General features: G+C 74.2%; 21 protein-coding genes. 8 read left to right on the forward strand and 13 right to left on the reverse strand.

Annotated elements, in window-relative coordinates:
- The first annotated feature begins 170 nt into the window (after window positions 1-170).
- Window positions 171-494: a hypothetical protein gene (locus tag J7W19_RS00515; RefSeq protein WP_004942736.1), complete on the forward strand. Its 324-nt coding sequence runs from the start codon at window positions 171-173 to the stop codon at window positions 492-494.
- 21 nt (window positions 495-515) lie between these two features.
- On the opposite strand, the gene J7W19_RS00520 is transcribed toward J7W19_RS00515, so the two are convergent.
- The 7 genes from J7W19_RS00520 to J7W19_RS00550 form a co-directional block, all read right to left on the reverse strand.
- Window positions 516-1,220, reverse strand: a complete 705-nt coding sequence (locus tag J7W19_RS00520; protein ID WP_004942738.1) for a response regulator — start codon at window positions 1,218-1,220, stop codon at window positions 516-518.
- Entirely contained in the window at window positions 1,217-1,624 is a 408-nt protein-coding gene (locus J7W19_RS00525) for a pyridoxamine 5'-phosphate oxidase family protein (RefSeq protein ID WP_004942741.1), read from the reverse strand. Before J7W19_RS00525 ends, J7W19_RS00520 begins: the two co-directional genes overlap by 4 nt.
- Before the next feature lie 118 nt (window positions 1,625-1,742).
- The gene (locus tag J7W19_RS00530) at window positions 1,743-3,500 is read right to left on the reverse strand and encodes a GAF domain-containing sensor histidine kinase (RefSeq protein ID WP_004942743.1); all 1,758 of its coding nucleotides are present in this window, start codon (window positions 3,498-3,500) and stop codon (window positions 1,743-1,745) included.
- 231 nt (window positions 3,501-3,731) lie between these two features.
- Window positions 3,732-5,291, reverse strand: a complete 1,560-nt coding sequence (locus J7W19_RS00535) for a YfcC family protein (RefSeq protein WP_004942745.1) — start codon at window positions 5,289-5,291, stop codon at window positions 3,732-3,734.
- Window positions 5,288-6,241, reverse strand: a complete 954-nt coding sequence (gene arcC, locus J7W19_RS00540) for a carbamate kinase (RefSeq protein ID WP_004942748.1) — start codon at window positions 6,239-6,241, stop codon at window positions 5,288-5,290. The genes J7W19_RS00535 and arcC overlap by 4 nt, the downstream gene beginning before the upstream one ends.
- A gap of 33 nt (window positions 6,242-6,274) precedes the next feature.
- Window positions 6,275-7,276, reverse strand: a complete 1,002-nt coding sequence (gene argF / locus J7W19_RS00545) for an ornithine carbamoyltransferase (protein WP_004942751.1) — start codon at window positions 7,274-7,276, stop codon at window positions 6,275-6,277.
- 42 nt (window positions 7,277-7,318) lie between these two features.
- Window positions 7,319-8,542, reverse strand: coding sequence for an arginine deiminase (locus tag J7W19_RS00550; RefSeq protein WP_004942756.1), 1,224 nt, complete (start codon window positions 8,540-8,542; stop codon window positions 7,319-7,321).
- A gap of 354 nt (window positions 8,543-8,896) precedes the next feature.
- On the opposite strand from J7W19_RS00550, the gene J7W19_RS00555 reads away from it, so the two are divergent.
- Entirely contained in the window at window positions 8,897-9,883 is a 987-nt protein-coding gene (locus J7W19_RS00555; RefSeq protein ID WP_040889138.1) for an Acg family FMN-binding oxidoreductase, read from the forward strand.
- Window positions 9,884-10,265: 382 nt separating this feature from the next.
- Here the strand turns inward: J7W19_RS00555 and J7W19_RS00560 are convergent, their stop codons facing one another.
- Complete coding sequence (locus J7W19_RS00560) at window positions 10,266-11,141, reverse strand: universal stress protein (RefSeq protein WP_004940481.1); 876 nt, start codon at window positions 11,139-11,141, stop codon at window positions 10,266-10,268.
- 679 nt (window positions 11,142-11,820) lie between these two features.
- Between J7W19_RS00560 and J7W19_RS00565 the strand changes: the two genes are divergently transcribed.
- The gene (locus J7W19_RS00565; protein ID WP_004940483.1) at window positions 11,821-12,387 is read left to right on the forward strand and encodes an Rv1733c family protein; all 567 of its coding nucleotides are present in this window, start codon (window positions 11,821-11,823) and stop codon (window positions 12,385-12,387) included.
- Window positions 12,388-12,585: 198 nt separating this feature from the next.
- Here J7W19_RS00565 and J7W19_RS00570 read toward each other — a convergent pair whose 3' ends face one another.
- Entirely contained in the window at window positions 12,586-13,218 is a 633-nt protein-coding gene (locus J7W19_RS00570) for a CBS domain-containing protein (RefSeq protein ID WP_004940486.1), read from the reverse strand.
- A 331-nt stretch (window positions 13,219-13,549) separates the two neighbouring features.
- On the opposite strand from J7W19_RS00570, the gene adhE reads away from it, so the two are divergent.
- Window positions 13,550-16,210: a bifunctional acetaldehyde-CoA/alcohol dehydrogenase gene (gene adhE / locus J7W19_RS00575; RefSeq protein ID WP_004940488.1), complete on the forward strand. Its 2,661-nt coding sequence runs from the start codon at window positions 13,550-13,552 to the stop codon at window positions 16,208-16,210.
- 254 nt (window positions 16,211-16,464) lie between these two features.
- Here adhE and J7W19_RS00580 read toward each other — a convergent pair whose 3' ends face one another.
- Both J7W19_RS00580 and J7W19_RS00585 read right to left on the reverse strand, forming a co-directional pair.
- On the reverse strand, window positions 16,465-17,445 hold the full coding sequence (locus J7W19_RS00580; RefSeq protein WP_004940492.1) for an Acg family FMN-binding oxidoreductase: 981 nt from the start codon (window positions 17,443-17,445) through the stop codon (window positions 16,465-16,467).
- 271 nt (window positions 17,446-17,716) lie between these two features.
- A complete protein-coding gene (locus J7W19_RS00585; protein ID WP_004940496.1) occupies window positions 17,717-18,220 on the reverse strand; it encodes an ATP-binding protein in 504 nt (167 codons plus the stop codon).
- A gap of 321 nt (window positions 18,221-18,541) precedes the next feature.
- Here J7W19_RS00585 and J7W19_RS00590 point away from each other — a divergent pair, with 321 nt between their 5' ends.
- From J7W19_RS00590 to J7W19_RS00600, 3 genes are all read left to right on the forward strand, one after another.
- Window positions 18,542-18,997, forward strand: coding sequence for a Crp/Fnr family transcriptional regulator (locus J7W19_RS00590; RefSeq protein WP_040888191.1), 456 nt, complete (start codon window positions 18,542-18,544; stop codon window positions 18,995-18,997).
- Between the two features lie 270 nt (window positions 18,998-19,267).
- The gene (locus tag J7W19_RS00595; RefSeq protein WP_158688731.1) at window positions 19,268-19,414 is read left to right on the forward strand and encodes a hypothetical protein; all 147 of its coding nucleotides are present in this window, start codon (window positions 19,268-19,270) and stop codon (window positions 19,412-19,414) included.
- Entirely contained in the window at window positions 19,411-19,866 is a 456-nt protein-coding gene (locus tag J7W19_RS00600; RefSeq protein WP_004940502.1) for a cyclic nucleotide-binding domain-containing protein, read from the forward strand. Before J7W19_RS00595 ends, J7W19_RS00600 begins: the two co-directional genes overlap by 4 nt.
- A 115-nt stretch (window positions 19,867-19,981) precedes the next feature.
- Here the strand turns inward: J7W19_RS00600 and J7W19_RS00605 are convergent, their stop codons facing one another.
- Entirely contained in the window at window positions 19,982-21,007 is a 1,026-nt protein-coding gene (locus J7W19_RS00605) for a 2-hydroxyacid dehydrogenase (protein WP_040888222.1), read from the reverse strand.
- Between the two features lie 245 nt (window positions 21,008-21,252).
- Between J7W19_RS00605 and J7W19_RS00610 the strand changes: the two genes are divergently transcribed.
- Window positions 21,253-21,957, forward strand: a complete 705-nt coding sequence (locus J7W19_RS00610; protein WP_004940508.1) for a helix-turn-helix domain-containing protein — start codon at window positions 21,253-21,255, stop codon at window positions 21,955-21,957.
- 191 nt (window positions 21,958-22,148) lie between these two features.
- Here the strand turns inward: J7W19_RS00610 and J7W19_RS00615 are convergent, their stop codons facing one another.
- Entirely contained in the window at window positions 22,149-23,465 is a 1,317-nt protein-coding gene (locus J7W19_RS00615) for an RICIN domain-containing protein (RefSeq protein ID WP_040888194.1), read from the reverse strand.
- Between the last annotated feature and the right edge of the window lie 450 nt (window positions 23,466-23,915).

The raw sequence follows: 23,915 nt of genomic DNA on the forward strand, positions 1-23,915 counted from the left end.
CGCAAGCCGCTCCTCCGGCCCGCGGGTGGGCCGGAGGAGCGGCTTGTCCGTCAACGCGGCCTGTCCCTACTGGCCGGCGCCCCCCGAACAGGCAAGCGAGCCGCCCTTCGATCAGGTGGCGGCGCGTGCGGAGGCTCATCGGTACGTCGGTGCCCGGGAAACCTCCCACCATGAAGAGCCTCAGGTTCACCGCCCGTGCCGTACTGACCGCCGGCGCCGCGTTCCTCCTGCTGACCGGGCCCGCCCTTGACGCGCAAGCGGCCACCGGCACGTTCGTCTACGACCGGATCGACGGCACCCATGGGACGATCACGAACCCGGTCGACGGCGTGTGCTACGACTTCGACACGCCGGCCCGGGGCGCCGACAACCAGACCGACACCGACGCCGTCGTGTACGACACCTACGGCTGCGGCGGCACCAGGCAGCCGTTGCCGAAGCGCACCGGCGAGTCATGGGGGACGTACAGGGGGGAGAGTGTGGTGTTCGGCTGACGGCCCAGGTGCGTGGGGTGGTCACAACCGACTCGTGTCGGACTGCTGCCGGCGCTCGGCCCTGGCCTCCGTGGCGATGACCGCCGCCTGGACGCGGCGTTCCACACCCAGTTTGGCGAGCAGCCGCGAGATGTGGTTCTTGACCGTCTTCTCGGCGAGGTAGAGCCGCTTGCCGATCTCGCGGTTGGTCAGGCCGTCGCCGATCAGGTCGAGGATCTCGCGCTCCCGCTCGGTCAGCGAGGTCAGGGCCGCCGGCTCCGGCGGCTCCGGCGCGGTCGTCTGGCCGCGGAGCTTGGCCATGAGCCGGGTGGTGGCGCCGGGGTCCAGGGTGGACTGCCCGCCGGCGACGGTACGGACCGCCGTCACCAGGTCCGTACCGCTGATCTGCTTGAGGACGTACCCCGAGGCGCCGGCCATGACGGCGTCCAGCAGGGCCTCCTCGTCGTCGAAGGAGGTGAGCATGAGGCAGCCGAGCCCCGGTACGCGCGAGCGCAGTTCGCGGCAGACGCCGACCCCGTCGCCGTCCGGGAGCCGCACGTCCAGCACCGCGACCTTCGGGCGGAGCGCGGGGATGCGGACCAGGGCCTGCTCGACGGTGCCGGCCTCGCCGACCACGACGAGGTCGTCCTCGGCCTCCACCAGGTCGCGGATGCCGCGCCGGACGACCTCGTGGTCGTCGAGGAGGAACACGGTCACCGGCTCGGTGGCCGTCGCGTCGTCGGTCACGCTGTCTCCGTCCTGATGCGGTAGCCCGTCACCAAGTCGAGGCTGATGCTCACCGTATGGGCCATCTCGCCGCCGATCCAGGGGGTGAGGGCGGCCTGGTAGCGGCTCTGCAGGGCCGGATCGGTCACCAGGTGCGCGGCGCCGGTCACGACCACGCTCCATCCGGTGCGCCGTTCGTTGTCGAGTTCGTCCGCCTCGTAGGCGACCACCGCGCCGTCCCGGGCCGGGCCGAGCAGCGCGGCACCGGTGTGGGCACGGATGATGATCCGGTCGTCCATGAGGACGTGGTTGACGGGGCGGATGGCGGGCAGCGCCTGGTGGCTGAAGACCAGACGTCCGATCTGCGCGCCCTTCAGCAGTGCGAGCGCTTCCTGACGCGGGAGCGGCTCGGTGATGGGGGCCATGCCCCCAGTAGACGTATCACCCGGGCCGGACGGACAGGGCCGAACGGCCCTTGCGTCCGGCCCGGTCGGCCCCGTCGGCCTTGCCGGGGCCGCCGGTGCGTCGTCGGGCGGCCTCCGGCTACGGGACGTCGAGCCGCGCGTCTCCCTGCCGTGGGACGGGCCCGCCCGGCCGGAGGGGGGCCGACCACTCCAGGCGGGTGCCGCCGCCGGGTGGCACGGACAGGGCCAGGGTGCCGCCGAGTTCCTCGGCGCGCCGGGCCAGGTTGCGCAGGCCGCTGCGCCGGCCGCCGGCGGGGATGCCGACGCCGTCGTCGGTGACCGTGAGCACGACGTGGGTGTCGGTGGCCTTCAGGTTCACCCTCACGCTGGAGGCGCCGGCGTGGCGGGCGGCGTTGCTCAGCGCCTCGCCGAGCACCGCCACCACATGGTCGGCGACCTCCTGCGGCACGTCCGTGTCCAGCAGGCCCTCCATGCCGAGTTGCGGGGCGAAGCCCAGCAGCGGCTGGACCTCGCTCACGGCGCGCACCGCACGGGCGCGCAGGCCCTGCGCGGTGTCGTCCCCGCGGTCCCGGAGGCCGAAGATGGTCGTACGGATGATCTTGATGGTCTCGTCCAGGTCGCCGACCGCGCGCACCACGCGTTCCTCGGCGCCCGGGTGGTCGATGAACCGGGCGGCGCTCTGCAGGGTCATGCCGGTGGCGAACAGCCGCTGGATGGCCAGGTCGTGCAGGTCGCGGGCGATGCGGTCGCGGTCCTCCAGCAGCGCCAGCTGCTCGGTGTCCCGCCGCCGCTCGGCCAGTTCCAGCGCCAGGGCCGCCTGGTCGGCGAAGCCCAGCAGCGGGCCGATCTCGTCGGGGCTGAACTCCGGGCCCCCGCTCTCGCGCGCCAGCAGCAGGACGCCCTCGACCTTGCCCTTGGCCGAGCCCAGCGGCACCGCGACGGCCGACCCCAGGCCGTCGGACCGGCGCGGACTCGTGGCGAAGCGGGGGTCGGCGGACAGGTCGGGCGTGGTCACCGGGGACGCGTCGGCGGAGGCGGCGCCGGACAGCGTGCCGTCGGCGGGCACGGTCAGGCCGCGCCGGGTGGCGGCGTCGCCGCCCACCGCGAACTCGACGACGAGCCGGCCGGTGTCGCCCACCGGCGCGTAGACGTCCGCGACCGCCGCTCCGGTGATCTCCCGGGCCCGCCGGGCGATCAGCTCCAGCACCTCGGCCCGCGAACTGCCCGACAGCAGGCTCCGGGTGATCTCGGCGTTGGCGCGCAGCCACGCCTGCTGCCTGCGCGCCTCCTCGAAGAGGCGGGCGTTGTCGATCGCCACGCCCGCGGCCACCGCCAGGGTGGACAGCACCGCCTCGTCCTCGGCGTCGAACTCCCCGCCGCCGCGCTTGTCGGTGAGGTAGAGATTGCCGAACACCTCGTCGCGGACCCGGACGGGGACGCCGAGGAACGTCCGCATCGGCGGATGCCCGGCCGGGAAGCCGTACGAGGCGGGGTGCGTGGCCAGGTCGGAGAGCCGGAGCGGTTCGGGGTGCCGGATCAGCTCCCCGAGGAGGCCCTTGCCCGTCGGGTACGGACCGATGGCCGCGATCTCCTCGTCGGACAGCCCGACGGTGAGGAACTGCGCCAGCGTCCTGCCGTCCGGGCCGATGACGCCCAGTGCCGCGTACCGGGCGTCGACCAGGGTCGCCGCCGCCTCCACGATCCGCTGCAGGACCTGGGTGAGGTCCAATTGGCGGCCCACCGACAGCACGGCCTCCAACAGGCTGTGCACCCGGTCACGGGTGCCCCGCGCGGCGTCGATCCGTGCCTGGAGCTCCTCCAGGAGCTCGTCCAGCCGCAGGCGCGGAATCCGTGCCGACGAGTCCGCTGTGTCCACGCCTTCTCTCCTTCTGACCCCCGGCGGCTCCCGGCCGCCGACACCGGCCCTCACCGTAGCGGCCGTGGTTTCCGCGCGGTAAGTGGAGCGGTCGGTGGGAGGGGGCGCGGGGGCCGTGCGGCGGGGCCGGTCCGTTCCCCGGGCGGGAAACGGAACGCGCCGCGGGGTCGGCCCGACGGAGGGCCGGCCCCGCGGCGCGGCGTCCGGGAAGCGGACGGCCGGGGTGCCGATTCAGCCAAGGGCCGCGCCCAGCACCATGAACCCGGCGACCGCCACGAGCAGGATGCCCATGAGAGGGGCGATGAACCGCAGGTAGCGGTCGTAGCGAACCTTGGCCAGGGCCAGGCCGCCCATCACCACCGCCGAGGTGGGGGTGATCAGATTCACCCAGCCCGAGGCCGACTGGTAGGCGGTGACGACCGCGGCCCGGCTCACTCCGGCGAAGTCGGCGAGCGGGGCGAGGATGGGCATGGCCAGGGCCGCGTGGCCCGAGGACGAGGGCACGAAGAACGCCAGCGGCAGGTTGACCAGGAACATCAGCACCGCGAAGAACCCGGACGAGGTGCCGGACACCGCGTGCTGGAGCCGGTCGAGGATGGTGTCGGTGACGCTGGCGTTGTTCATGATGACGGTGACACCGCGGGCCAGCATGATGATCATCGCCGCGCCGATGAAGTCCCCGGCGCCCGCCGTGATGGCGTTGGTGATTCCCTTCTCGCCGAGCCCCGCCACCAGTCCGACCAGCACGGCGGCGGCGATGAACAGGGCGGCCAGTTCGGGGAAGTACCAGCCCAGGGTGGGCAGGAAGGTGACGTGGAGGTCGGCCCAGGGGATCACCGCGAAGATCATGAAGAGGAAGGTGGCGGCGAAGAGGGCGAGGACGGCCTTCTGCCGTGCGGTGAGCTTCCCCGCGTCCGCGCCCTCCTTCCGCAGCGCCTCGTCCTCCGGCAGCGGCGCGACGAGCGAGCGCCCGGGTGCGGCGTGGACGCGGTCGGCGTAGCGGACCACGTAGCCGGCGGCCAGCGCGGTCAGCACCGCCCACATCAGCAGCCGGAGCACGATGCCGTCGCCGGTGCCGATGCCTGCGCTGTCGGAGGCCACGCCGGTGGCGAAGGGGTTGACGGTGGAGGCGAGGGTGCCGACGCCGGCGCCGACCATGATGACCGTCGCGCCGACCATGCGGTCGTAGCCCAGCTTGAGCATCAGCGGGATCATCAGCCCGTAGAAGCCCAGGGTCTCCTCCGCCATCCCGTAGGTGGTGCCGCCGAGGGAGAACAGGCTCATCAGCACGATCAGCAGCAGCGTGCGGTGCCGCTGGAGGCGGTCCGCCAGCCGGGCCACGCCGGAGGTCAGGGCGCCGGTGCGGAGGGTGACGGTGATGAACGCGCCGACGGCGAGGACGAAGAGGAAGACGCCGGCGGCGCCGAAGAAGGCACCGGTGCCGCCGGGGGCGGTGAGGCCGGACGTGTCGTCGGTGACGCCGTAGAGCCCGTTCACCGGGGAGAGGAAGAGGTCCTTGAGGCGGGCGCCGAAGTCCTGGGTGAGGTGGACGGAGTGGTAGGTGCCGGGGACGGGGCCGCCGTCCTTGGTCTCGTACCGGCCCGAGGGGATGACGAAGGTCAGCGCCCACACGGCGAGCGTGACGGCGGCCAGCACGGTGAAGGCGGAGGGGAAGTGGAACCCCTTCTTCTTGGGCACGGCGGGGGGCGCCGGAGTTCCGGGTGCCGCGGGGGCCCCGCCCCCGGCCTCGTCGGCCGGGGCGGGGGTGGGAGCGGAGGCGCGGGGGCTCATGACCGGTCCTGTGGCTGGTCGTCCGCGCCGTCGAAGGGGCGGCCGCTGGGGGTGACGACGGTGCCGGCGGCTCCGTCGAGGAGGGCGGCGGCGTCCTGGAGGGCGCCGATGGCGGCCATGCCGCCGGTCAGTTCCACGAACCGGCAGACGGCCTCGACCTTGGGTCCCATCGAGCCGGCGGGGAACTCCTCGGCCCGCAGCCGGCCCGGCGTGGTGTACCGGATCGGCTCCGCGTCCGGCGTGCCGTACCCGCGGACGACCGCGGGCACGTCCGTCAGCAGGAGCAGGGCATCGGCGTCCAGCGCCTCGGCGAGCAGGGCGGCGGTGAGGTCCTTGTCGACGACCGCCTCCACGCCGGTGAGCCGCCCGGCCTCGTCGCGGACGACGGGGACCCCGCCGCCGCCGGCGCACACGGCCACCGCGCCGGAGTTGAGCAGCAGTCGGATCAGCCGGGTCTCGACGACGCGCTGGGGATCGGGCGAGGGGACGACGCGCCGCCAGTGGTCCCCGTCCCGCCGGACGGTCCAGCCGCGCTCGGCGGCGAGCCGTTCGGCCGTTTCCTCGTCGTACACCGGCCCGACGAACTTGGTCGGTTCGGCGAAGGCCGGGTCGGCGGCGGAGACGAGGGTCTGGTTGAGCAGGGCGCAGATCTGGCGGCCGGGGAGGGCGTTCTGCAGGGACTGGAGGAGCCAGTAGCCGATCATGCCCTGGGTCTCGGCGCCCAGGACGTCGAAGGGGTAGGGCGAGGTGAGGCTGTGGTCGGCGGCGCTCTGCAGGGCGAGCAGGCCGACCTGGGGGCCGTTGCCGTGGGTGATGACCACCTCGTGCCGGTGGGCGAGGGGGGCGAGGGCGGCCACGGCCGTCCGGACGTTGGCGAGCTGCACGGCCGCGTCCGGCCGGTCTCCTCTGCGCAGCAGGGCGTTTCCGCCGAGCGCGACGACGACGCGCATGATGTCTCCTGTGGAGGGCGGGAGTCGGGGGCGTCAGTCGCCGAGGGTGGCGACGAGGACGGCCTTGATGGTGTGCAGCCGGTTCTCGGCCTGGTCGAAGACGACGGAGTGGGGCGACTCGAAGACCTCGTCGGTGACTTCGAGGGCCGTCATGCCGGTGCGGGCGAGTATCTCCGCGCCCACGGTGGTGCCGCTGTCGTGGAAGGCGGGCAGGCAGTGCATGAACTTGACGCGCGGGTTGCCGGTGGCCTTCAGCACGTCCATGGTCACCTGGTAGGGCTTGAGGAGTGCGATCCGCTCGTCCCAGATCTCCTTGGGCTCGCCCATGGAGACCCAGACGTCGGTGTAGACGAAGTCGACGCCGGCCACTCCCCCGTCGACGTCCTCGGTGACGGTGATCCGCGCGCCGGTGGACCCGGCGACGCGCCGGGCCTCCTTGACGACGTCGGGGCTGTTGCGCAGGCTCGCCGGGCCGACCATGCGGACGTCCATGCCGAGCATCGCGCCCATGACGAGCAGGGAGTTGCCGACGTTGTTGCGGGCGTCGCCGAGGTAGGCGAAGGAGATCTCGTGCAGCGGCTTCTGGGTGTTCTCCCACATGGTCAGGGCGTCGGCGAGCGACTGGGTGGGGTGCCACTCGTCGGTCAGGCCGTTCCACACCGGGACGCCCGAGTGGTCGGCCAGTTCCTCGACGGCGTGCTGACTGCTGCCGCGGTACTCGATGCCGTCGTACATCCGGCCCAGGACGCGGGCGGTGTCCTTCACGGACTCCTTGTGGCCCATCTGCGAGCCGGTGGGCTCCAGGTAGGTGACGTGGGCGCCCTGCTGGTGGGCGGCGGCCTCGAAGGCGCAGCGGGTGCGGGTGGAGGTCTTCTCGAAGATGATGACGATGTTGCGGCCGCGCAGCCGCTGCTGCTCGGTGCCGCTGTTGCGGGCGGTCTTCAGCTGGGCGGACAGGTCGAGGAGGTAGCGGAACTCGGCGGTGGTGAAGTCGAGTTCCTTGAGGAAGCTGCGGTGGCGGAGGTTGAGGGCCATGGTCGTGTGCTCCTGACAGGTGGGATGCGGCGGGCGGTGGGGTCAGACGGCGTCGCGCTCGACGGGGCAGCTCATGCAGCGCGGGCCGCCGCGCCCGCGGCCGAGTTCGCTGCCGCGGATGGTGATGACCTCGATGCCGTTGCGGCGCAGGTGGGTGTTGGTGGTGACGTTGCGTTCGTAGGCGACGACGACGCCGGGCTCGACGGCCAGGACGTTGCAGCCGTCGTCCCACTGCTCCCGTTCGGCGGAGTGGACGTTCTGCGTCGCGGTGAGCACCTTGATCGCGGGCAGGCCCAGCGCGTCGGCGATGGCGTGGCGCGTGTCGCCGGGCGCGTGGTCGGTGAGGTGCAGCTTCTCGCCGTCGCCGCCCGGTTCGACGGTGACCGACGGCAGCGCGCCGAGGCCGGCGTACTGGGTGAAGGTGTCACCGCTCACCATGGTCATGACAGTGTCGAGGTGCATGAAGGTGCGCTTCTTGGGCATCTCCAGCGCCACCACCTTGCGGGCCGAGCCGGCCGCGAACATCCGCAGGGCGAGGGCCTCGACGGCCTGCGGCGTGGTGCGCTCGCTCATCCCCACCAGGACCGCGCCGTTGCCGATGACCAGGACGTCGCCGCCCTCGATCGTGGACGGGTGGTCGGCCTGGCCCGCCGACCAGCGCTGGAACTCCTGCTTCTCGAACAGCGGGTGATGCGCGTAGATCGCCTCGAAGTGCACCGTCTCGCGGCGCCGGGCCCGCTTCTTCATGGCGTTCACGCTGACGCCGTCGTAGACCCAGCAGGAAGTGTCGCGGGTGAAGAGGTGGTTGGGCAGCGGCGCGAGGACGAAGTCGTCGGGGGCCATGGCGTGCAGCCGCACGCTGGGCAGGACGCCCATGCGCTGGTCGAGCTCGCGCTTGGTCACGCCGCCGATGAGGCAACCGGTCAGCTCGGCCGGCTCCATGGCGTCGAAGACGGCCCGCATGCGGTCGGTGGCCAGGATCCCGAACTCCCGCTCGTCGAACACCCGGTCGACGACCAGTGAGCGGGCGGCCGGCAGGGCCAGGGTCTCGGTGAGCAGGTCGGCCAGGTAGTGCACGCGCACACCGCGGTCCCGGAGGGTGTCGGCGAACGCGTCGTGCTCCTCGCGGGCGCGCTTGACCCACAGCACGTCGTCGAAGAGCAACTCGTCCTTGTTGCCGGGGGTCAGCCGCTTCAGTTCGAGGTCGGGGCGATGGAGGATCACCTGCCGCAGCCGGCCGGTCTCGGAATCCACGTGGAAGGTCATGAGGGTCTCCTGCACGGAGGGGGAGCGGCGCGCCGGGCGGTGCCGGGCGCTCGTCTCCGAAGGACCGGAAGCCTCGGAAGGGGAGTCCGGTTCGAGCGGTTCCACCGTGTCACGGGGACCTCGCCCGGCCGCACCGCCGCTGGTCCCCAACGCAGGCCCCCTGGTCCCGGCTTCACCAGGGACCACGCCCGTCACGACCGGGACCATCGGCCCCGGGACCGTCCCGGCCGGGGACGGACTCCGGCGGGCCCGGGACGGATGGTCCATGGCCCGTGCCCGCCTCGCGGGCGGACGGTGGAGGCGCCGGAGGACGACGGGCCCGGCCCGGCCGGGCCCGGAGAGGACTCGATCGCCATGTATGTGCCCGAACTCGACGCCGCGGCCCTGGAGACCCTGGTCGCCGCCGCGGTCGCCGCTCCCTCCCTCCACGCCGCGCGGCCCTGGCGGCTACGGCTGGAACCCGACTCCCGGGCGCTGGAGGTGCGGTCCGCACGGGGACTTCCGCCGTCACCGGCGGACCCGGCGGCGCGGTCCCTGCACTTGTCCGCGGGGGCCGCGGTGTTCAACCTGCGGGTGGCCGCCGCCCACCTGGGCTGGGAGGCGGTGGTCCGGCCGCTGCCGGCTCCGGACGACCCCGGCCTGCTCGCCGTCGTCACGCTCCGGGCGGCAGGGGCCGGCCGCTCGCGCGACCGGGACCTCTACGCGGCCGTGGCCCGGTGCCCCGTCAGCCGGCTGCCGTTCACCGCGCGGCCGGTCCCCGCGTCCGTCGTGGCGGAGCTGTGCGCGGGCGCCCGCGCCGAGGGCACACGGCTGTACGTCCCGGATCCCGCCGCCACGCGCCGCGTCCTCGGGCTGACCGCGGAGGGCGAACAACGCTCCTTCGGCGGGTGGGGCCACCGGGCGGACACGGGCCGCTCGCGGGAGCACCGCGCCTGGGTCACACCGCCCGGCGCCTGCCCGTACGGCACCCCGCCCATCGCCCCGGAACCGCTCGACCTGACACGGAAGGCGCCGGTGGGGGACTTCCTGGGCAGCGGCCGCACGGCGCGGATCCGCGCGCTGCCCCTGGAACCCCATGTCAGGGTGGCGCTGTTGCTGACCGACGGCGACGGGCCGGAGGACTGGCTGCGGGCCGGGCAGGCCGTGGAGCGGGTACTCCTGGTGGCCGCCGCCCGGGGCGTGCGGACGGCCGTGCTCCAACAGGCGCTCGACTGGCCGGATCTGCGCCGCGAGTTGCCGGGCGGCGGCTTTGGGCGCCCGCAGTGCCTCATCCGCTTCGGCTACGGCCCCGACGACGAGCCGGTCCCGCGCGCGACGGCCGGCGCGGTGACGCGGATGTGACGGGGACTGTGCCGAGGACGACGGGGCGCGAAGGCCCCCGGCCGATCGCGGCCGGGGGCCTTCTTCCGTGGGCGGACGGGCGTTCGCGACGAAGGCCCGGTCATGGTCCGTGCGACGGGTGTACGCGGGCGTGGGCGCGGGGCCGCACAAGGGGCACCCGGGCGGCAGCGGATCACCCGAGCGCACGTCGTCCGGCAGGTCACGCGCCCGCCCACCACCTCACCGCATGCCGGTGCGCCGGGCCGCGCACGGCAGCGGCCGGGCCCGCGCGAGTGCCCGATCCCGTCGGACCGCGTGGGGAACGGCGAACGGCCCGCCACCGCGGGCGCGGTGGCGGGCCGTTCGCCGTTCCCGGTCCGGGCCCGGGCGGCCGGGCCCGGGACTACGGGCAGGGGACCACGGCGACGGGGCAGGGCGCATGGTGGAGGACCGCCTGGGTGACCGCGCCGATCCGGGCGCGTCCGTGCTCTCCCCCGGTCCGGTGGCCGACGACCATGAGGGCGGCCGACCCGCCGTAGGACAGCAACAGCTCGCCGGCGCTCCCCAGTTCGAGGGTCTCGACGACCTCCACCCCGGGGTACCTGGCACGCCACGGCCGGAGCGCCTCGGTCAGCCGCTCCCGCTCCAGCGCCGACAGGCCGCCCGTCTCCTCGCCCACCCACGCCGAGCCGGCGCTCCAGGCGAAGACCGGCGGGAGGTGCCAGGCCCGGACGGCTCGCAGCCGGACGCCGCGTGCCGCCGCGGCGGCGAAGGCGAAGTCCAGGGCCGGTCCGGAACCGTCGTCGTCGACGTCCTGGACACCCACCACGATCTCCGTCGCCGTCGCGTCCGCCCGCTTCTCGTCCGGCCGGCGCACCAGGACCACCGGCCCGCCGGCCCGCGGCAGCACCCGGAGGGCGACGGACCCCAGCAGCCGGCCGACGAGCGCGCCGTGGCCGCGGGAGCCCAGCACGAGCAGGTCGGTCTGCCCGGCCTCGGCGACCAGGGCGGGCACCGGATCGTCGGAGAGCACCTGGGTGACGACCGTCAGCTCCGGGTGCGCGGAGCCCGCCCGCTTCTCCGCCTCCCGCAGCACGTTCTCGGCCCACTCCCGCTGCACGGCCTCGTCGGCGGCGACCGGCACGTCCAAGGGCCGCCACACCCAGGCGAACACGACGCGAAGGACCGCGGCACGGCGGGACGCCTCGGCGGCCGCCCAGTCGACGGCGGCGAGGCTGTGGTCGGTTCCGTCGACTCCGACGGTGATGGTGCCGGGCATGGAGTGCCTCCTTGTGGCGGGGAGCGGATGGACTCCCGTCCACTGTGGCGCCGGGCGCGGCCGGGCGCACGGAGGACGGAGTCCTCGACACCGGGGCCGGACGGTCCTGCTCCGCGCGGCCCGCCGCTCCGGGTGGCCCGGGCACGGCCGGGACCTTCGGCCCTGCGAACCGGTCAGGGCACGGGCACCGGGGTCACCCGGCGGCGGGCGCGGCACAGCGCGGAGTGGGTGCCGGGGCCGAGCCGCTATCCGGCACCGTGCCGCCCGCGCCGCGCACCGGGAGCGGGGTCGCTCGCCGCGGCCAGTGGCCGCCCGGCGGCCCGTACTCGGCCTCGGCGCGGACCCCGGCGTCCGGGTGCTTCGGGGCGCCGCCGAGCCGCGCCGTCCCGGTGCCGCTCCGCGGGAGGCAGCGTGCAGGGCACTACCAGTAGCGCAAGCCGCGCGGCACGCGCAGGTCAGTGCGGCGGCGCGCGGCCTCCTCGGAGCCGAAGCGCGGACGTTGCGCCCGGGCCGTCACCGAAGGGCCATGGCACGGCTCCGCGGGGGCCCGTTCGGTCCCCTCCGGTGCCGCCGGGCGTCCTGGCCTCGGGACCTTCGGCCTCGTGACGCCGGACCGCCGGGGGTCCCACGGTCGGAGCAGCGCGCCGAGCCGTACGGATTCCCGCCCGCGGAGGCACCCATGACGACGCACCACCCACGCCGCCGGCACGACTCCGTGCGGCGCGCCTGCGACCGCTGCCAGAGCCGGCTCTGCGCCTGCCTGCTGGTCCTGCTGGTCCTCGCCCTGGCCACCGTGCCGTTCCTGGCGGGCGAGGCCGCCTACGCCGCCGAGTCGCGGGTCGCGGCACGGCAGTCGGCCGCCCGGCACCGGGTCACCGCGCACGCGGTGACCGACGCTCAGGGGGTCTCGGCCGCGAGCGGTGTCCGGTGGGCACCGGTCCGCTGGACCGACGGGCGGGGCGGGTCCCACACCGGTTTCACCGAGGTCCCCGGAGACATCGTCGAGGGCGGAGCGGTCGAGGTGTGGGTGGACGGGTCGGGGCGGCTCGTCAAGCCTCCGACGACCCGTCAGGAGGCTCTGAGCACCGGGTGGTTCACGGGCGCCATGGCGGCCGTGGCGGTGCTGCTCGTCCACCTCGGCGCGCGGACCGCGCTGATCGCCGCGATCGACCGCCGACGGTACGAGCAGTGGGCGGCCGAGTGGCGCGTCGTGGAACCGCTCTGGTCGAAGCGGCTGCCCACCTGACGTCCGGCACCGGCCCCTCCAGTCGTCACCCGCGCGGCCCCGAACCGACCACACATGGCCTCGGGACCGCGACTGAACCGCGCGCGGTCCCGGAGCCGCTGCGGGCCGGCCCGCTGAACGGGCCCGGCCGGCCGAGCCCGACCGACCCGCCCATCCCCACTCACCGCCCCGCACAACCCGCCCGACCCGCCCGCCGGCTCACCCCGTCGGCCCGCGCTCGGCGGCCCGCCCGCGCCCACCGCCCCACCCCGGTTCGCCACCGGTGTGCAGTCGGCTGACGACGCCGGTGACGCCGTCCACCCGCCAGGTCTCCCGCACGGCCCCCGGGACGTCCACGGTGGCCGGCACCCGGCCGTCCAGCGTGACGAGGCCGTCGCGGACCGCGACGCGCACGGCCCCCTCGGGTACCCGCAACACCCCGGGCAGGACGCGGCCCTCGATGTCCTCGCGGATCGCGGCGTCGGTCCGCAGGAAGACGCGCAGCAGGTCGCCGCGGGTGACGATGCCGATGAGCCGGTCCTCCTCGTCCACGACGGGCAGCCGGTTGACGCGGTGGCGGTCCATGACGCGGGCGGCGTCGGCCGCGCGCTGTTCGGGGTGCACGGTGAGGGCGGGGCTGGACATCAGCTCCGCCGCGGTGCCGCCGCGCTCCCGATGGCGTGCCAGGTCCTTCTCGGACACCACCCCGACGACCTTGTCGTCCGGGTCGAGCACCGGAACGCCGCTGACGCCGCGCCGGCGCAGCAGCCGTACGAGGCCCTCGAACGACGTGCCCGGACGGGCACGCGCCACGGGGCTCGTCATGATCTCCCCGACGATCGGCGTCTGCACGGGGCTGCCCTCCTCTCCTACCGGTTCCTCGGTGACGCGTCCCCCGGCCGCCCGGGAACCGGCGGGCGTCCGTTCCCTCCAGCGTGCCGCGCCGTCCGCCACGCCGCTGGGGCCGACCGGTCCCGTACGCGGTCCCTCCCCGGTGCGGGGCCGAACGGCCTCCCGGCAGGCGCCGGTTCGCGGACCACCGGGCCGCGGCGGGGGACCTTCGTACCCTCGGTGCCGCGGGGGCGGTGGGTGAGGCTGGCGGTGCGGGCGGCACCCCGGGCGGGCGCCGCCCGGTCAGGCCGCCGGCACCCCGGCCGCGTACCGACCACGACGGAGTCCCCCCATGAACCGACACGACGACGGACGGCGCACCGCCACCGACGTACCCTCCGACACCGCCGTGGCGGTGGACCGGCTGGTCGCCAACGGGCTGAAGGCGCTCGACGACTACGCCGCCCTGACCCAGGAGCAGGTCGACCACATCGTGGCCAAGGCGTCCGTGGCCGCGCTGGACCGGCATACGTACCTGGCCCGGCTGGCGGTGGACGAGACCGGCCGGGGGGTGTTCGAGGACAAGGCGGCGAAGAACATGTTCGCCTGCGAGCACGTCACGGACGGCATGGCCCGGACGCGGACGGTCGGGGTCGTCTCCCGGGACGAGACGGAGGGCATGGTCGAGATCGCCGAGCCGGTGGGCGTGGTCTGCGCGGTCACCCCCGTCACCAACCCCACCTCCACCACCGTTTTCAAGGCGCTGGTGGCGCTGAAGACCCGCAACCCCGTCGTCTTCGCCTTCCACCCCGCCGCCCAGCGGTGCAGTGCCGAGGCGGCGCGCGTCGTCCGGGACGCGGCCGTCGCGGCCGGGGCGCCGGAGCACTGCGTGCAGTGGATCGAGGAGCCCTCGCTGGAGGCGACGCGGCTGCTGATGCGCCACGAGGGCGTCGCGCTGATCCTCGCCACCGGGGGCAACTCCATGGTCCGGGCCGCCTATTCGGCGGGGAAGCCGGCCATCGGCGTGGGCGCCGGGAACGTCCCCGCGTACGTCCACCGCAGCGCGGACGTCCGGCGGGCGGTCAACGACCTGGTGCTGTCGAAGTCCTTCGACAACGGCATGATCTGCGCGTCGGAGCAGGCCGTGATCCTGGACGACGAGGTGTACGACCGGGGGCTGGCGGAGTTCCGCCGGCTGCACGCGCACGTGGCGACGGCGGAGGAGAAGCGGCTGCTGGAGGAGTTCCTGTTCCCCCCGGACCCCGCGGCCGAGGGCGAGCCGCGGGTGAACCCGGCCGTCGTCGGGCGGGGACCCGCGTGGATCGCCGACCAGGCGGGGTTCAGCGTGCCGGAGGAGACCTCCGTCATCCTGGTCGAGGCGGAACGCGTGGGCCCCGCCGAGCCGCTGACCCGCGAGAAGCTCTGCCCGGTGCTGGCGGTCCTGCGGGCCGGGAGCCAGGCCGAGGGCTTCGGCCTCGCCGCGGACATGGTGGCCTTCAACGGCCGGGGGCACAGCGCCGTCGTGCACACCGGGGACCCGGCGGTCGCCGAGGAGTTCGGGCACCGGATGCAGACGGTACGGGTCATCGTCAACGCGCCGTCGTCGCAGGGCGCCATCGGCGGCGTCTACAACCACCTGGTGCCGTCGCTGACGCTGGGCTGCGGCTCCTGGAGCCACACCTCGGTCTCCGACAACGTCTCGGCGGTCAACCTGCTGAACATCAAGCGCGTCAGCTCGCGCCGCAACAACCTCCAGTGGTTCAAGGTCCCGCCGAAGGTCTACTTCGAACCGCAGGCCATCCGCTACCTCGCGGCCATGGCGGGGGTCCGGCGCGTCACCGTCGTCACGGACGCCACCATGACCCGCCTCGGCTACGTCGACCGCGTCTCCCGGGTCCTGCGGCACCGGGCCGAGCCGGTGACCCTCCAGATCATCGACAACGTGGAGCCGGAGCCGAGCATCGACTCCGTGCGGCACGGGGCGCGGCTGATGCGGGAGTTCAGGCCCGACACCATCATCGCCCTGGGCGGCGGCTCCCCGATGGACGCGGCGAAGGTGATGTGGCTCCTCTACGAGCAGCCCGACGTCGACTTCTCCGACATGCGGCAGAAGTTCTCCGACATCCGCAAGCGGGCCTTCCGCTTCCCCGAACTGGGCGGGCGGGCGCGGCTGGTGTGCGTCCCGACGACGTCCGGCACCGGCGCGGAGGTCACCCCGTTCGCGGTCATCTCCGACCCGGCGACCGGCCGCAAGTACCCGCTGGCCGACTACGCGCTGACCCCGAGCGTCGCCATCGTCGACCCGCTGCTGGCGAAGGACCTGCCCGCGGCCCTGGCGGCGGACAGCGGCTTCGACGCGCTGACGCACGCGACGGAGGCGTACGTCTCCGTGTACGCCAGTGACTTCACCGACGGCCTCGCCCTGCACGCCATCAAGCTGATCTTCGAGAACCTGGAGGCGGCCGTCACCGACCGGGCCGCGCGTCCCGCGGCCCGGGAGAAGGTGCACAACGCCTCCACCATCGCCGGCATGGCCTTCGGCAACGCCTTCCTCGGCATCGTGCACGCCATGGCGCACACCCTGGGCGCCACCTTCCACGTCGCCCACGGCCGGACCAACGCGATCCTGCTGCCGCACGTCATCCGCTACAACGGCACCGTCCCCACCAAGCTGACCGGCTGGCCCAAGTACGAGACGTACCGGGCCCCCGAGCGCTTCCAGGAGCTCGCCCGCGCCCTGGGCCTGCCGGCCGCCACGCCCGAGGAGGGCGTCGCCTCCTACGCGGCGGCCGTGGAGCGGCTGCGCGAGGCGGTGGGCATCGAACCGTCGTTCCGGGCGCTGGGCATCGACGAGGGCGTCTTCCTCGACGCCCTCCCCCGGCAGGCGCTCAACGCCTTCGAGGACCAGTGCGCGCCCGCCAATCCGCGTATGCCCATGCTCGACGACCTGCGGGAGATCATGCGCACCGCCTACTACGGGAGCGACGACGCGGCCCCGGCGGACGGCCGCTGAACCGGCGCACACCGTACGGGCGTCGCCCGTCACCACATGCTCGGTGGTGACGGGCGACGCCCGTACGGCGGAACTCTTGGCGGTCTTCTCGGCGAGGTTCGCAGCGGGCCTTCGGCGGACTCTCTACGCGCCTCGCGGCGGGTCTCGCGACGGGCCTCACGACGGCCCTCTCAGCGAACCTCGCGGCGGACCTCTCAACGGGCCCCTCCGCGGGCTTCTGTGCGGGCTTCTGTGCGGGCTTCTGTGCGGGCTTCTCAGTGGGCCATGACGGACGTCACGGCGGCCCGTGGTGTCAACGCCCCCTGCGGGCCGTAGCCGAAACGGATGAGGAACTGCGCGCGCCCCGAGCGGCCGCCCAGCAGTGCCCTGCGCAGGTCGGGCCATTCCAGGGCCTGGTGGAGGGGGGAGGTCCGCACTCCGTGCGCGGTCGCCAGCAGCAGCACCCGCTCCAGCGCCTGTCCCGCGCGCAGCCAGTCCAGGGGCCGGTCGTAGCCCGTGCACACCAGTGCCAGCTGGGGGTGGCGTTCGAAGGGCAGGGGGCGTACGGGGTAGGCGCGGGGCGCCCCGGTGAAGTCCCGCATCGGCACGCGCCCGCGCGCGTCCTGGGCGCCCAGGGCGGTGACGGGGATCCCGTACGGCCCGGCGCCCGGAGGAACGACCCAGGCCCGGCTCTCCCGGACGCGCGCCCAGTCCACGTGGTTGCGCCGCTCGGCCTCCGCCGTCAGGGCGAGGGTCCGGCGGGCGCCGACGATGTCCGGCAGGAGGAGCCGGGCCCCTTCGGCCCGCGCGCCGGCGGCCATCCGGGCGACGACCCCTTCCGGCACGGGCCGGCCGGTGAACGGCATCCGGCTGCTGCGCCGCTGCCGGATGGCGTCGTACAGCCGAGGGTGCCGGGAGCGGTCGGGGGGACCGTCGTGCAGGGCCACCCTGGCCAGCAGGCCGGGGTCGCGGGGTTCGGGCAGCAACTCCACCGCGGGCGTCAGACCGGCCTCGGCGGCGGCGATCCGCAGGTTGAACACGGCGGCGCCGACCGCCAGGTACTGGGCCCGGCGCCACGGATCGGCCAGCGGCGCCGTCCAGCCGGGAACGGCACGGATCCCGAGGGTGCGCGCGGCGGGATCGGCACTGAACCGCCACGGCTGGGAGTTGTACATCGACGGCGCGGCCACCGCGGCGGCCACCAGACTGTCCAGGATGCCGGCCCGAACAGGCGCGGCGGTCTCCGGTAGGGACATGCGGATCCGTCCTCTCTCCGGCCCCTGACGTACGGAGGAGCCGGTGGTGCTTCGGTCCAGGCTGGGCCGCCGACCGCCGGCGCGGTACGGGCCGGGGGTCCCTGCCGGCCGGAATCCGGTCCCTTTCGGCCGCGATCGCGCCACCTGCCCGAGGCCGTCGGGGCGTCAGAGCCGCCCGAAGACCCGCCGGCGCCGGCACTCGCATCGCGTCCGGTCCCGTCGCGCCGCGTCCCGTCCCGTCGCGGCAGGGACGGACGGCGCCCGCAGGACCTCACGGCCCGTCGCCGCCGGTACACCTCCCTCCATACGGGCCCATGCCCTCGGGCAGGCGGAACCGGGCCACCACCACCACCTTCCCCGGGCCGCGCGCCGGCCGCTCCACGGTGAGGGAGCCGCCGTAGCCGGCCACCAGGCCGGCGACGGTCCGCAGGCCGGCGCCGGGGGCTCCGGGCGACAGGTCGGGCAGGCGGGGGTCCCGGTCGGCGACGCCGACCGCGAGTTCCCCCTCCCCCACCGCGAGGGTCACGTCGGCGGTCGGGGAACGCCGGGCGGCGTGGCGGACGGCGTTGGTCACCAGCTCGCTCACCACCAGAAGCACGGTCCCGCCGAAGACGGAGTCCGGGGGGACCACCCGTCCGGTCAGGGCCATGGCCGTGTCGCGCCGCGTCTGCCGTACGGCCTCGGGGACCAGCGGCACGGTCAGGACGCACCACCACACCGACGGGGCGTCACTCTGGTACGCGGTCCCGGCCGTGGGACGGAGCCGCCTGATCACCGGTCCTCCCCCGGCCCGCCGGACCGCCCGGGCGTGTCGTTGTCCATGCCGGTGAACACTAGGCGGAACCACCCGTGCCGCCCTGAGGCCGAAGGTCCCCGCTTCCCGGCCCGGCCGGCATCCGAACGGGCCGGGGAGAGAGGGCCTCCCGCGCTTGCCCGCGCTGTCAAGGGGGACCCTTGTCCCTCGCCCTCCGTACCGTCCGGCCCTGTCCCGCGGGCCCACGGGCCCGGCAGGCTGGAACGCGAACCGGCCGGACGGGCCGCGGCGGCGAAGGGCAGGTCCGCGGCGCGTCACCCGCCGAGAGAGGGACGGACCACCATGAGGCGTACGGGTTTGCTTGCCGCCATCCCCGAGGGGCCCCGGGAGCGGTTGACGGCGTTGGGCCGTGAGGTGTCGTTCCCCGCGGGCACCCGGATCTTCGAGGAGGGCGGCCGGGCCGACCGTTTCTGGGTCATCCGCACCGGCAGCGTCAGCCTCGACCTCCATGTGCCCGGGAGCCGAGCGGCGGTCGTGGAGACCCTGGGCGCGGGCCGGCTGCTGGGCTGGTCCTGGTTGTGCCCGCCGCACCGCTGGCACTTGGGCGCCGAGGCCGAAAGCCCCGTACGCGCCTGGGAGTACGACGCGGCGCGGGTGCTGGACCTCTGCCGGACCGATCCGGAACTCGACCACGCCCTCCTCTCGTACGTCGTCGGCGTCATGGGCCAACGCCTGCGGTCGGCCAGGAGCAGGCTGCTCGACCTGTACGGGCCGTACGCCAGCCGCCGCACGGCCTGACGGGCCGCCGCTCCACTCGTTCGCGCGCACGGGCGGAGTGATGGCGCTCGCGTCATGGCGCTCGGCGCGCAGCACACGACCCGCCCGTACACGTGCGCGGCGCCCGCGCTGACGCCTGGTCGACCCGCACCCCTCCGACGCGCTCGGCGTGCGGGCCGCCACGGGCGCGGTCAGGCTGGGGGCAGCACCGCCTTCGAAGCACCGCCCCTTCGGGCATCGGGCTTTCCGGGCTCCGAGCCCTTCGAGCCCTTCGAGCGAGCAGGAGACGCCATGCCCTCCGCGACGGCATCGCCGCACGCCGACGCCACGGCGTGCGTGCCGGACGGGGACGGCAACGGGACGCCGGCACGGGAGTCGCGCGCCGAGGGCCGGACGGTCGTCGGCCCGGCCGGTGACGGAGAGGACGCGGCGTCGTGAATCGTTCGGGAGTGCTGGCCGCCCTGCCCGACGGGCCCCGGGAACGGCTGACGGAGCTGGGCCGCGAGGTGTCCTTCGACGCCGGCACGCGCCTGTTCGAGGAAGGCGGCCACGCCGACCGCTTCTGGATCCTGCGCACCGGCAACGTCAACCTCGACATCCACGTGCCCGGCCGCCGGCCCGCGGTCGTCGAGACCCTCGGCCCGGGGCGCATGCTGGGCTGGTCCTGGCTGTGCCCGCCGCACCGGTGGCACCTCGGCGCGGAGGCGATCAGTCCGGTACGGGCCTGGGAGTTCGACGCCGCCGAGGTGCTGGCCCTCTGCGAGCGCGACCACGAACTCGACCACGCCCTCCTCACCTACGTCGTCGAGGTCATCGGCCGCCGCCTGCGCGCCGCCCGCACCCGGCTCCTCGACCTCTACGGCCCCTACGGCAGCGGACCGACGCCGTGACCGCCTTCGCCTCGCCGGCCGGACGCGGCCGATCGTGCGGTTGTCCGCGGCCCGGAAGGGCACGGGACCGGATGGACCGGACGGCGACGCTCCCGCGCCGGCTGACGCCCCCGCGCTACCCCCCTCCGCCGCCTTCCCCGTCCGCCCGCCCGGGCGCGACCAGCGTGTCGTCGCCGGTCCGGCCGGCGAGGTGGTCCGCGATGTTGCGGGCGGTGGTCTCGACGATCTGTCGCACGGCGTCCCGGCTGAAGTAGCCCTGGTGGGAGGTGACCAGGACGTTGCCGAAGGTCATCAGCCGGGCGAGCGTGTCGTCGGTCATCACCTCCAGGGACTTGTCGAAGAAGAAGACGCCGGCCTCCTCCTCGTACACGTCCAGGCCCACCCCCAGGAGCCGCCCCGCGAGCAGGGTCTCGACGAGCGCGTGGGCGTCGACGAGCCCTCCCCTGCTGGTGTTGATCAGGATGGCGTCGTCCTTCATCCGTGCCAGCGCCGCCGCGTCCACCACGTGGCGGGTATCGGGCACCAGCGGCGCGTGCAGGCTCAGCAGGTCGGACTCGGCGAACAGCCGGTCCCGGCCGACGTACTCCACGCCCAGCGCACGGCACTCCTCGCTCGGGGCCACGTCGTTCCCCAGCAGCCGCATGCCGAATCCGGCGGCGACGCGGGCGAACGCGGTGCCGATCCGGCCGGTGCCCAGGATGCCGGCCGTCCGTCCGTGGAAGTCCCGGCCCATGAGGCCGTCCAGCCGGAAGTCGAAGTCCCGGGTGCGGGACACCGCCCGGGGGATCCTCCGGTTGACGGCGAGGGCGAGCGCCCAGGCGAACTCGGCCACGGCGTACGGCGAGTAGGACGACACCCGGGCCACCGACAGGCCGAGGGCGCGCGCCGCGCTCAGGTCGATGTTGTTGTAGCCGGTGGCCCGCTGCGTGACCAGCTCGGTCCCGCCGTCGGCGAGGACGCGCAGCACCTCCTCGTCGAGGACGTCGTTGACGCTGCTGCACACCACACGTCGCCCCGCTGCGGTCGCGGCCGTGTCCCGGTTGAGGATCAGGTCCAGACACCGCAGGTCGTACGTTCCGCCGAGGGCCCGCTCCAGCAGTGGCCGCTCGTCGGCGGTCACCCCGTACGCGACGACTCCCACCATGTTCCGCACTCCCGTAGCCGGCCCCGTACCCATGGTCCCGGAATTCGGAACGGCGCCTCGGGGGAACCGTCCATCAGGGTGACGGAGTACGCGCCAAGTCCCGGAAGCCGACGGCGTCCGCCCGGTTCCGGTCCCGAACGGCGGCGCAGCGCTGGCACGGACCGTCGGTCTCTGGTCCCCTGGAGGGCGGGCGCGGCTCAGCGGCCCCAGGCGTACCTGACGCGCACGCGGAGGTCGAGGAGATGCACAGCGACGGTCCGCAGGCTCCTTCCTCGCGGCCACCGGGCGACCCCGGGGACACGGCGGACCCCACGGACACCGTCGCCACACGCTGTGCCGTCCGCCGTCGGCAACTCGGGCTGACGCGGGAGGAGCTGGCACACCGCGCCGGCATGTCCGTGGCCTATCTGGACCGGCTGGAGTCCTTGAGCGACGACTTCGACCCCAACGCCCTCATGCGGCTCGCCGCCGCCTTGGAAATGCCCTACCCCGAACTCCTCGAAGGCCCCCCGCAAGCCGCTCCCGGGAAGAGGGAAGCCGCTCCCCACCCGCTGCTGGCACGGCTGTCGGAGGACGAGTGCTGGCGGCTGCTGGGCACACACGGCATCGGCCGGGTCGGGCTGACCGACGCGGGCGGAACCCCCGTCGTCCTGCCCGTGAACTTCCTGGTCGACGGCCGCACCATCGTCTACCGCACCGAGTCCGGCGACGCGGCGGCCCCGGCGGAAGGCGGCCCGATGGCGTTCGAGGCCGACCACATCGACGAACACCTCAGCCGCGGCTGGAGCGTCCTGGTCACCGGATCGGCCGAACACGTCACCGACACGGACACGATCGAAGACCTGGTCACCCGGCCCGGCGCACGCCCCTGGGCCGGAGGCCGACGCGACCTGTGGGTCCGGCTCCGGCCCGGCGAGGTGACCGGACGCACCATCCGCACAGGGTGAGCGGTCGGCCGACGCGCCTCAGGCGGTCCGGCAACGCTCGGCAGACCTCGACGGTCGCCTCGTCACCGTCGCCTCGTACCACCGGCCCGTCGCACGGCTCGCCACCACCGGCCTGAGTCCACCCGGGCGCCACTGCCGCCCGGGTTTCCTCAGCCGGTGCTCCTGCCCACGCCGACGGGCGGGCGGGGCGGCTACGCCGGTACCAGTACGTACGTTCCGGTGCCGTCCTGCTTGCCGCTGCTGTACTGGCGCAGGGGCTGGCCGTCGGCGTAGCGGTCATGGCCGATCATGGAGCCGGTGTACTTGTTCTGGACCCCGATCTTTCCGGAGCCGGGGACGTCGCGGTAGACGTAGAACCGCTGGAGGTCGTCCGCCTTGCAGTCGGCCTGGATCAGGGGCGCGCCCTCGTCGGCCGCGTTCTGCTCCGGGACGGCCAGGCACATGAAGGTGCGGTGGTTGACGAGGACCTCCTCGGCGATGCCGTTGTGCTCCGGTCCGTGGCACAGCGACCACTGGTCCAGGTCGCCGCTGAAGATCGTGGAGGGCCTGAGCCGGACGTAGTCGGCTCCCAGGAGGGGCGCGGTCCAGAAGAGTGCCCGGTCGGGAGTGCCGATCTTGTAGAAGCCCGCGTCGCAGGCGAAGCCCGACAACGCGGCGGGGCGGGCGGGCCGGCCGGTCGCGTCCCGCTTCGCCGTCGCGGAGGAGTTCAGCGTCGCGGAGGACTTGGCCGCCGCGGGTGCCTTCGCCGTCGCGGACGGTTTCACGGCCGCAGATGCCTTCACGGCCGGCGTGTGGGCGCGCCGGACGGCGGTGGTCCCGCAGTCGAGGAGTTCCTGCGCCTTGCGCATGATGCTGTTCGCCGGCACCTTGTCCTCGCACCGCACCGCGCCCTCTTCGAGGGTCGTGTAGGTGGTGTAGCTGCCGCTGTCGGGGCCCTCGACCCACTTCAGGCCGTAGGTGTTGTCACCCAGGTCCACCCGGTTGCAGTTGAGGCTGCCGTACTGGCCGGTGACCTTCTTCGTGCCCTCGTAGAGGCCGTAGTAGCCGGGGCGGCGGAAGTCCCAGGAGATCGTCTTGGACTGGCTGCTGGTGGTCGAGGAGGACATCTGCACGTTCAGGCCCAGGCTCCCGCCCACCTGGCCGAGCACGCCGATCTGGAAGCTGCCCTGGATGTTGGAGGAGAGGCCGACCTGGACCGTGACCACGGTCTGTGTGCTGGTCTCGACCGTCTGGGAACCCGTCGATCCCTCGGTGACGTACCAGCCTTTGAAGTGGGTGATCGTCGGCTGGACTTGGGCGCTCTTGACGTACGGGTACCGCTTGCCGAGGTCGGCGGAGGTACAGGCGTCGCCGAGCCTCGGCTGGTCGGCGGTGGTGACGGGCTTCGGGTGCCCTGCCGCGGCGGCGGGGCCGGCCGTGAACTGGAGAGCGGCGAGCGCCGAGGTGGCGGTCACGGCAAGGGCGACCAGCCCCCTGGCCCGGCGGCCGGAGGATCTCAGATGATTCACGATGCCCTTTCCCTGGCCGGGTGCCCTGCGTCCCCAGGCCGGATCCCTGCCAGTGGTGTGGTGGGAGCGGTGCTCGATCGAGGTGAACTTAGCGTCGTCGGCGGCGGGTTGATGACGACGGAATCGGCCGGTCCGGGGGTGGGACGCCTAGCCCCTCATGGGCTGTTCGGCGGCTTTGCCCCGCCCTGACTCGACGGAATTCCCCCGTGCGCGGCGACGTTCGGCCGCCGCCCTCGTGCGGACGCGCTACCTGGTCGGAACCACTGCCGCCCGTTCCCCGCGCGCCGGCTGCCGGAACGGCCTTCGGCATCCGCCGACGTGGCCGTCCGCCGTCGAGCGGTCACGGCGTCTGGCCGACTTGCGCCTTCCCAAACCGCGCCGGTGCGGCGCTCCGTGACGGCCCGGGCACGCACCGCCGCCCGAACACGTCCGTGGACGACGGAGGCGGGC

Source organism: Streptomyces mobaraensis NBRC 13819 = DSM 40847 (genome assembly GCF_017916255.1).
In the GTDB taxonomy this organism is placed as follows: domain Bacteria; phylum Actinomycetota; class Actinomycetes; order Streptomycetales; family Streptomycetaceae; genus Streptomyces; species Streptomyces mobaraensis.

Bases quoted from the DNA above. Each gene is read 5' to 3' on its own strand.
- argF (WP_004942751.1), bottom strand. From the start codon at position 7,276: ATGGCCCTCAACCTCCGCCACCGCAGCTTCCTCAAGGAACTCGACTTC.
- J7W19_RS00515 (WP_004942736.1), top strand. From the start codon at position 171: ATGAAGAGCCTCAGGTTCACCGCCCGTGCCGTACTGACCGCCGGCGCC.
- J7W19_RS00580 (WP_004940492.1), bottom strand. From the start codon at position 17,445: ATGTCCCTACCGGAGACCGCCGCGCCTGTTCGGGCCGGCATCCTGGAC.
- J7W19_RS00535 (WP_004942745.1), bottom strand. From the start codon at position 5,291: ATGAGCCCCCGCGCCTCCGCTCCCACCCCCGCCCCGGCCGACGAGGCC.
- J7W19_RS00555 (WP_040889138.1), top strand. From the start codon at position 8,897: ATGTATGTGCCCGAACTCGACGCCGCGGCCCTGGAGACCCTGGTCGCC.
- adhE (WP_004940488.1), top strand. From the start codon at position 13,550: ATGAACCGACACGACGACGGACGGCGCACCGCCACCGACGTACCCTCC.
- arcC (WP_004942748.1), bottom strand. From the start codon at position 6,241: ATGCGCGTCGTCGTCGCGCTCGGCGGAAACGCCCTGCTGCGCAGAGGA.
- J7W19_RS00550 (WP_004942756.1), bottom strand. From the start codon at position 8,542: ATGACCTTCCACGTGGATTCCGAGACCGGCCGGCTGCGGCAGGTGATC.
- J7W19_RS00595 (WP_158688731.1), top strand. From the start codon at position 19,268: ATGCCCTCCGCGACGGCATCGCCGCACGCCGACGCCACGGCGTGCGTG.
- J7W19_RS00525 (WP_004942741.1), bottom strand. From the start codon at position 1,624: ATGGCCCCCATCACCGAGCCGCTCCCGCGTCAGGAAGCGCTCGCACTG.
- J7W19_RS00565 (WP_004940483.1), top strand. From the start codon at position 11,821: ATGACGACGCACCACCCACGCCGCCGGCACGACTCCGTGCGGCGCGCC.
- J7W19_RS00560 (WP_004940481.1), bottom strand. From the start codon at position 11,141: ATGCCCGGCACCATCACCGTCGGAGTCGACGGAACCGACCACAGCCTC.
- J7W19_RS00610 (WP_004940508.1), top strand. From the start codon at position 21,253: ATGCACAGCGACGGTCCGCAGGCTCCTTCCTCGCGGCCACCGGGCGAC.
- J7W19_RS00590 (WP_040888191.1), top strand. From the start codon at position 18,542: ATGAGGCGTACGGGTTTGCTTGCCGCCATCCCCGAGGGGCCCCGGGAG.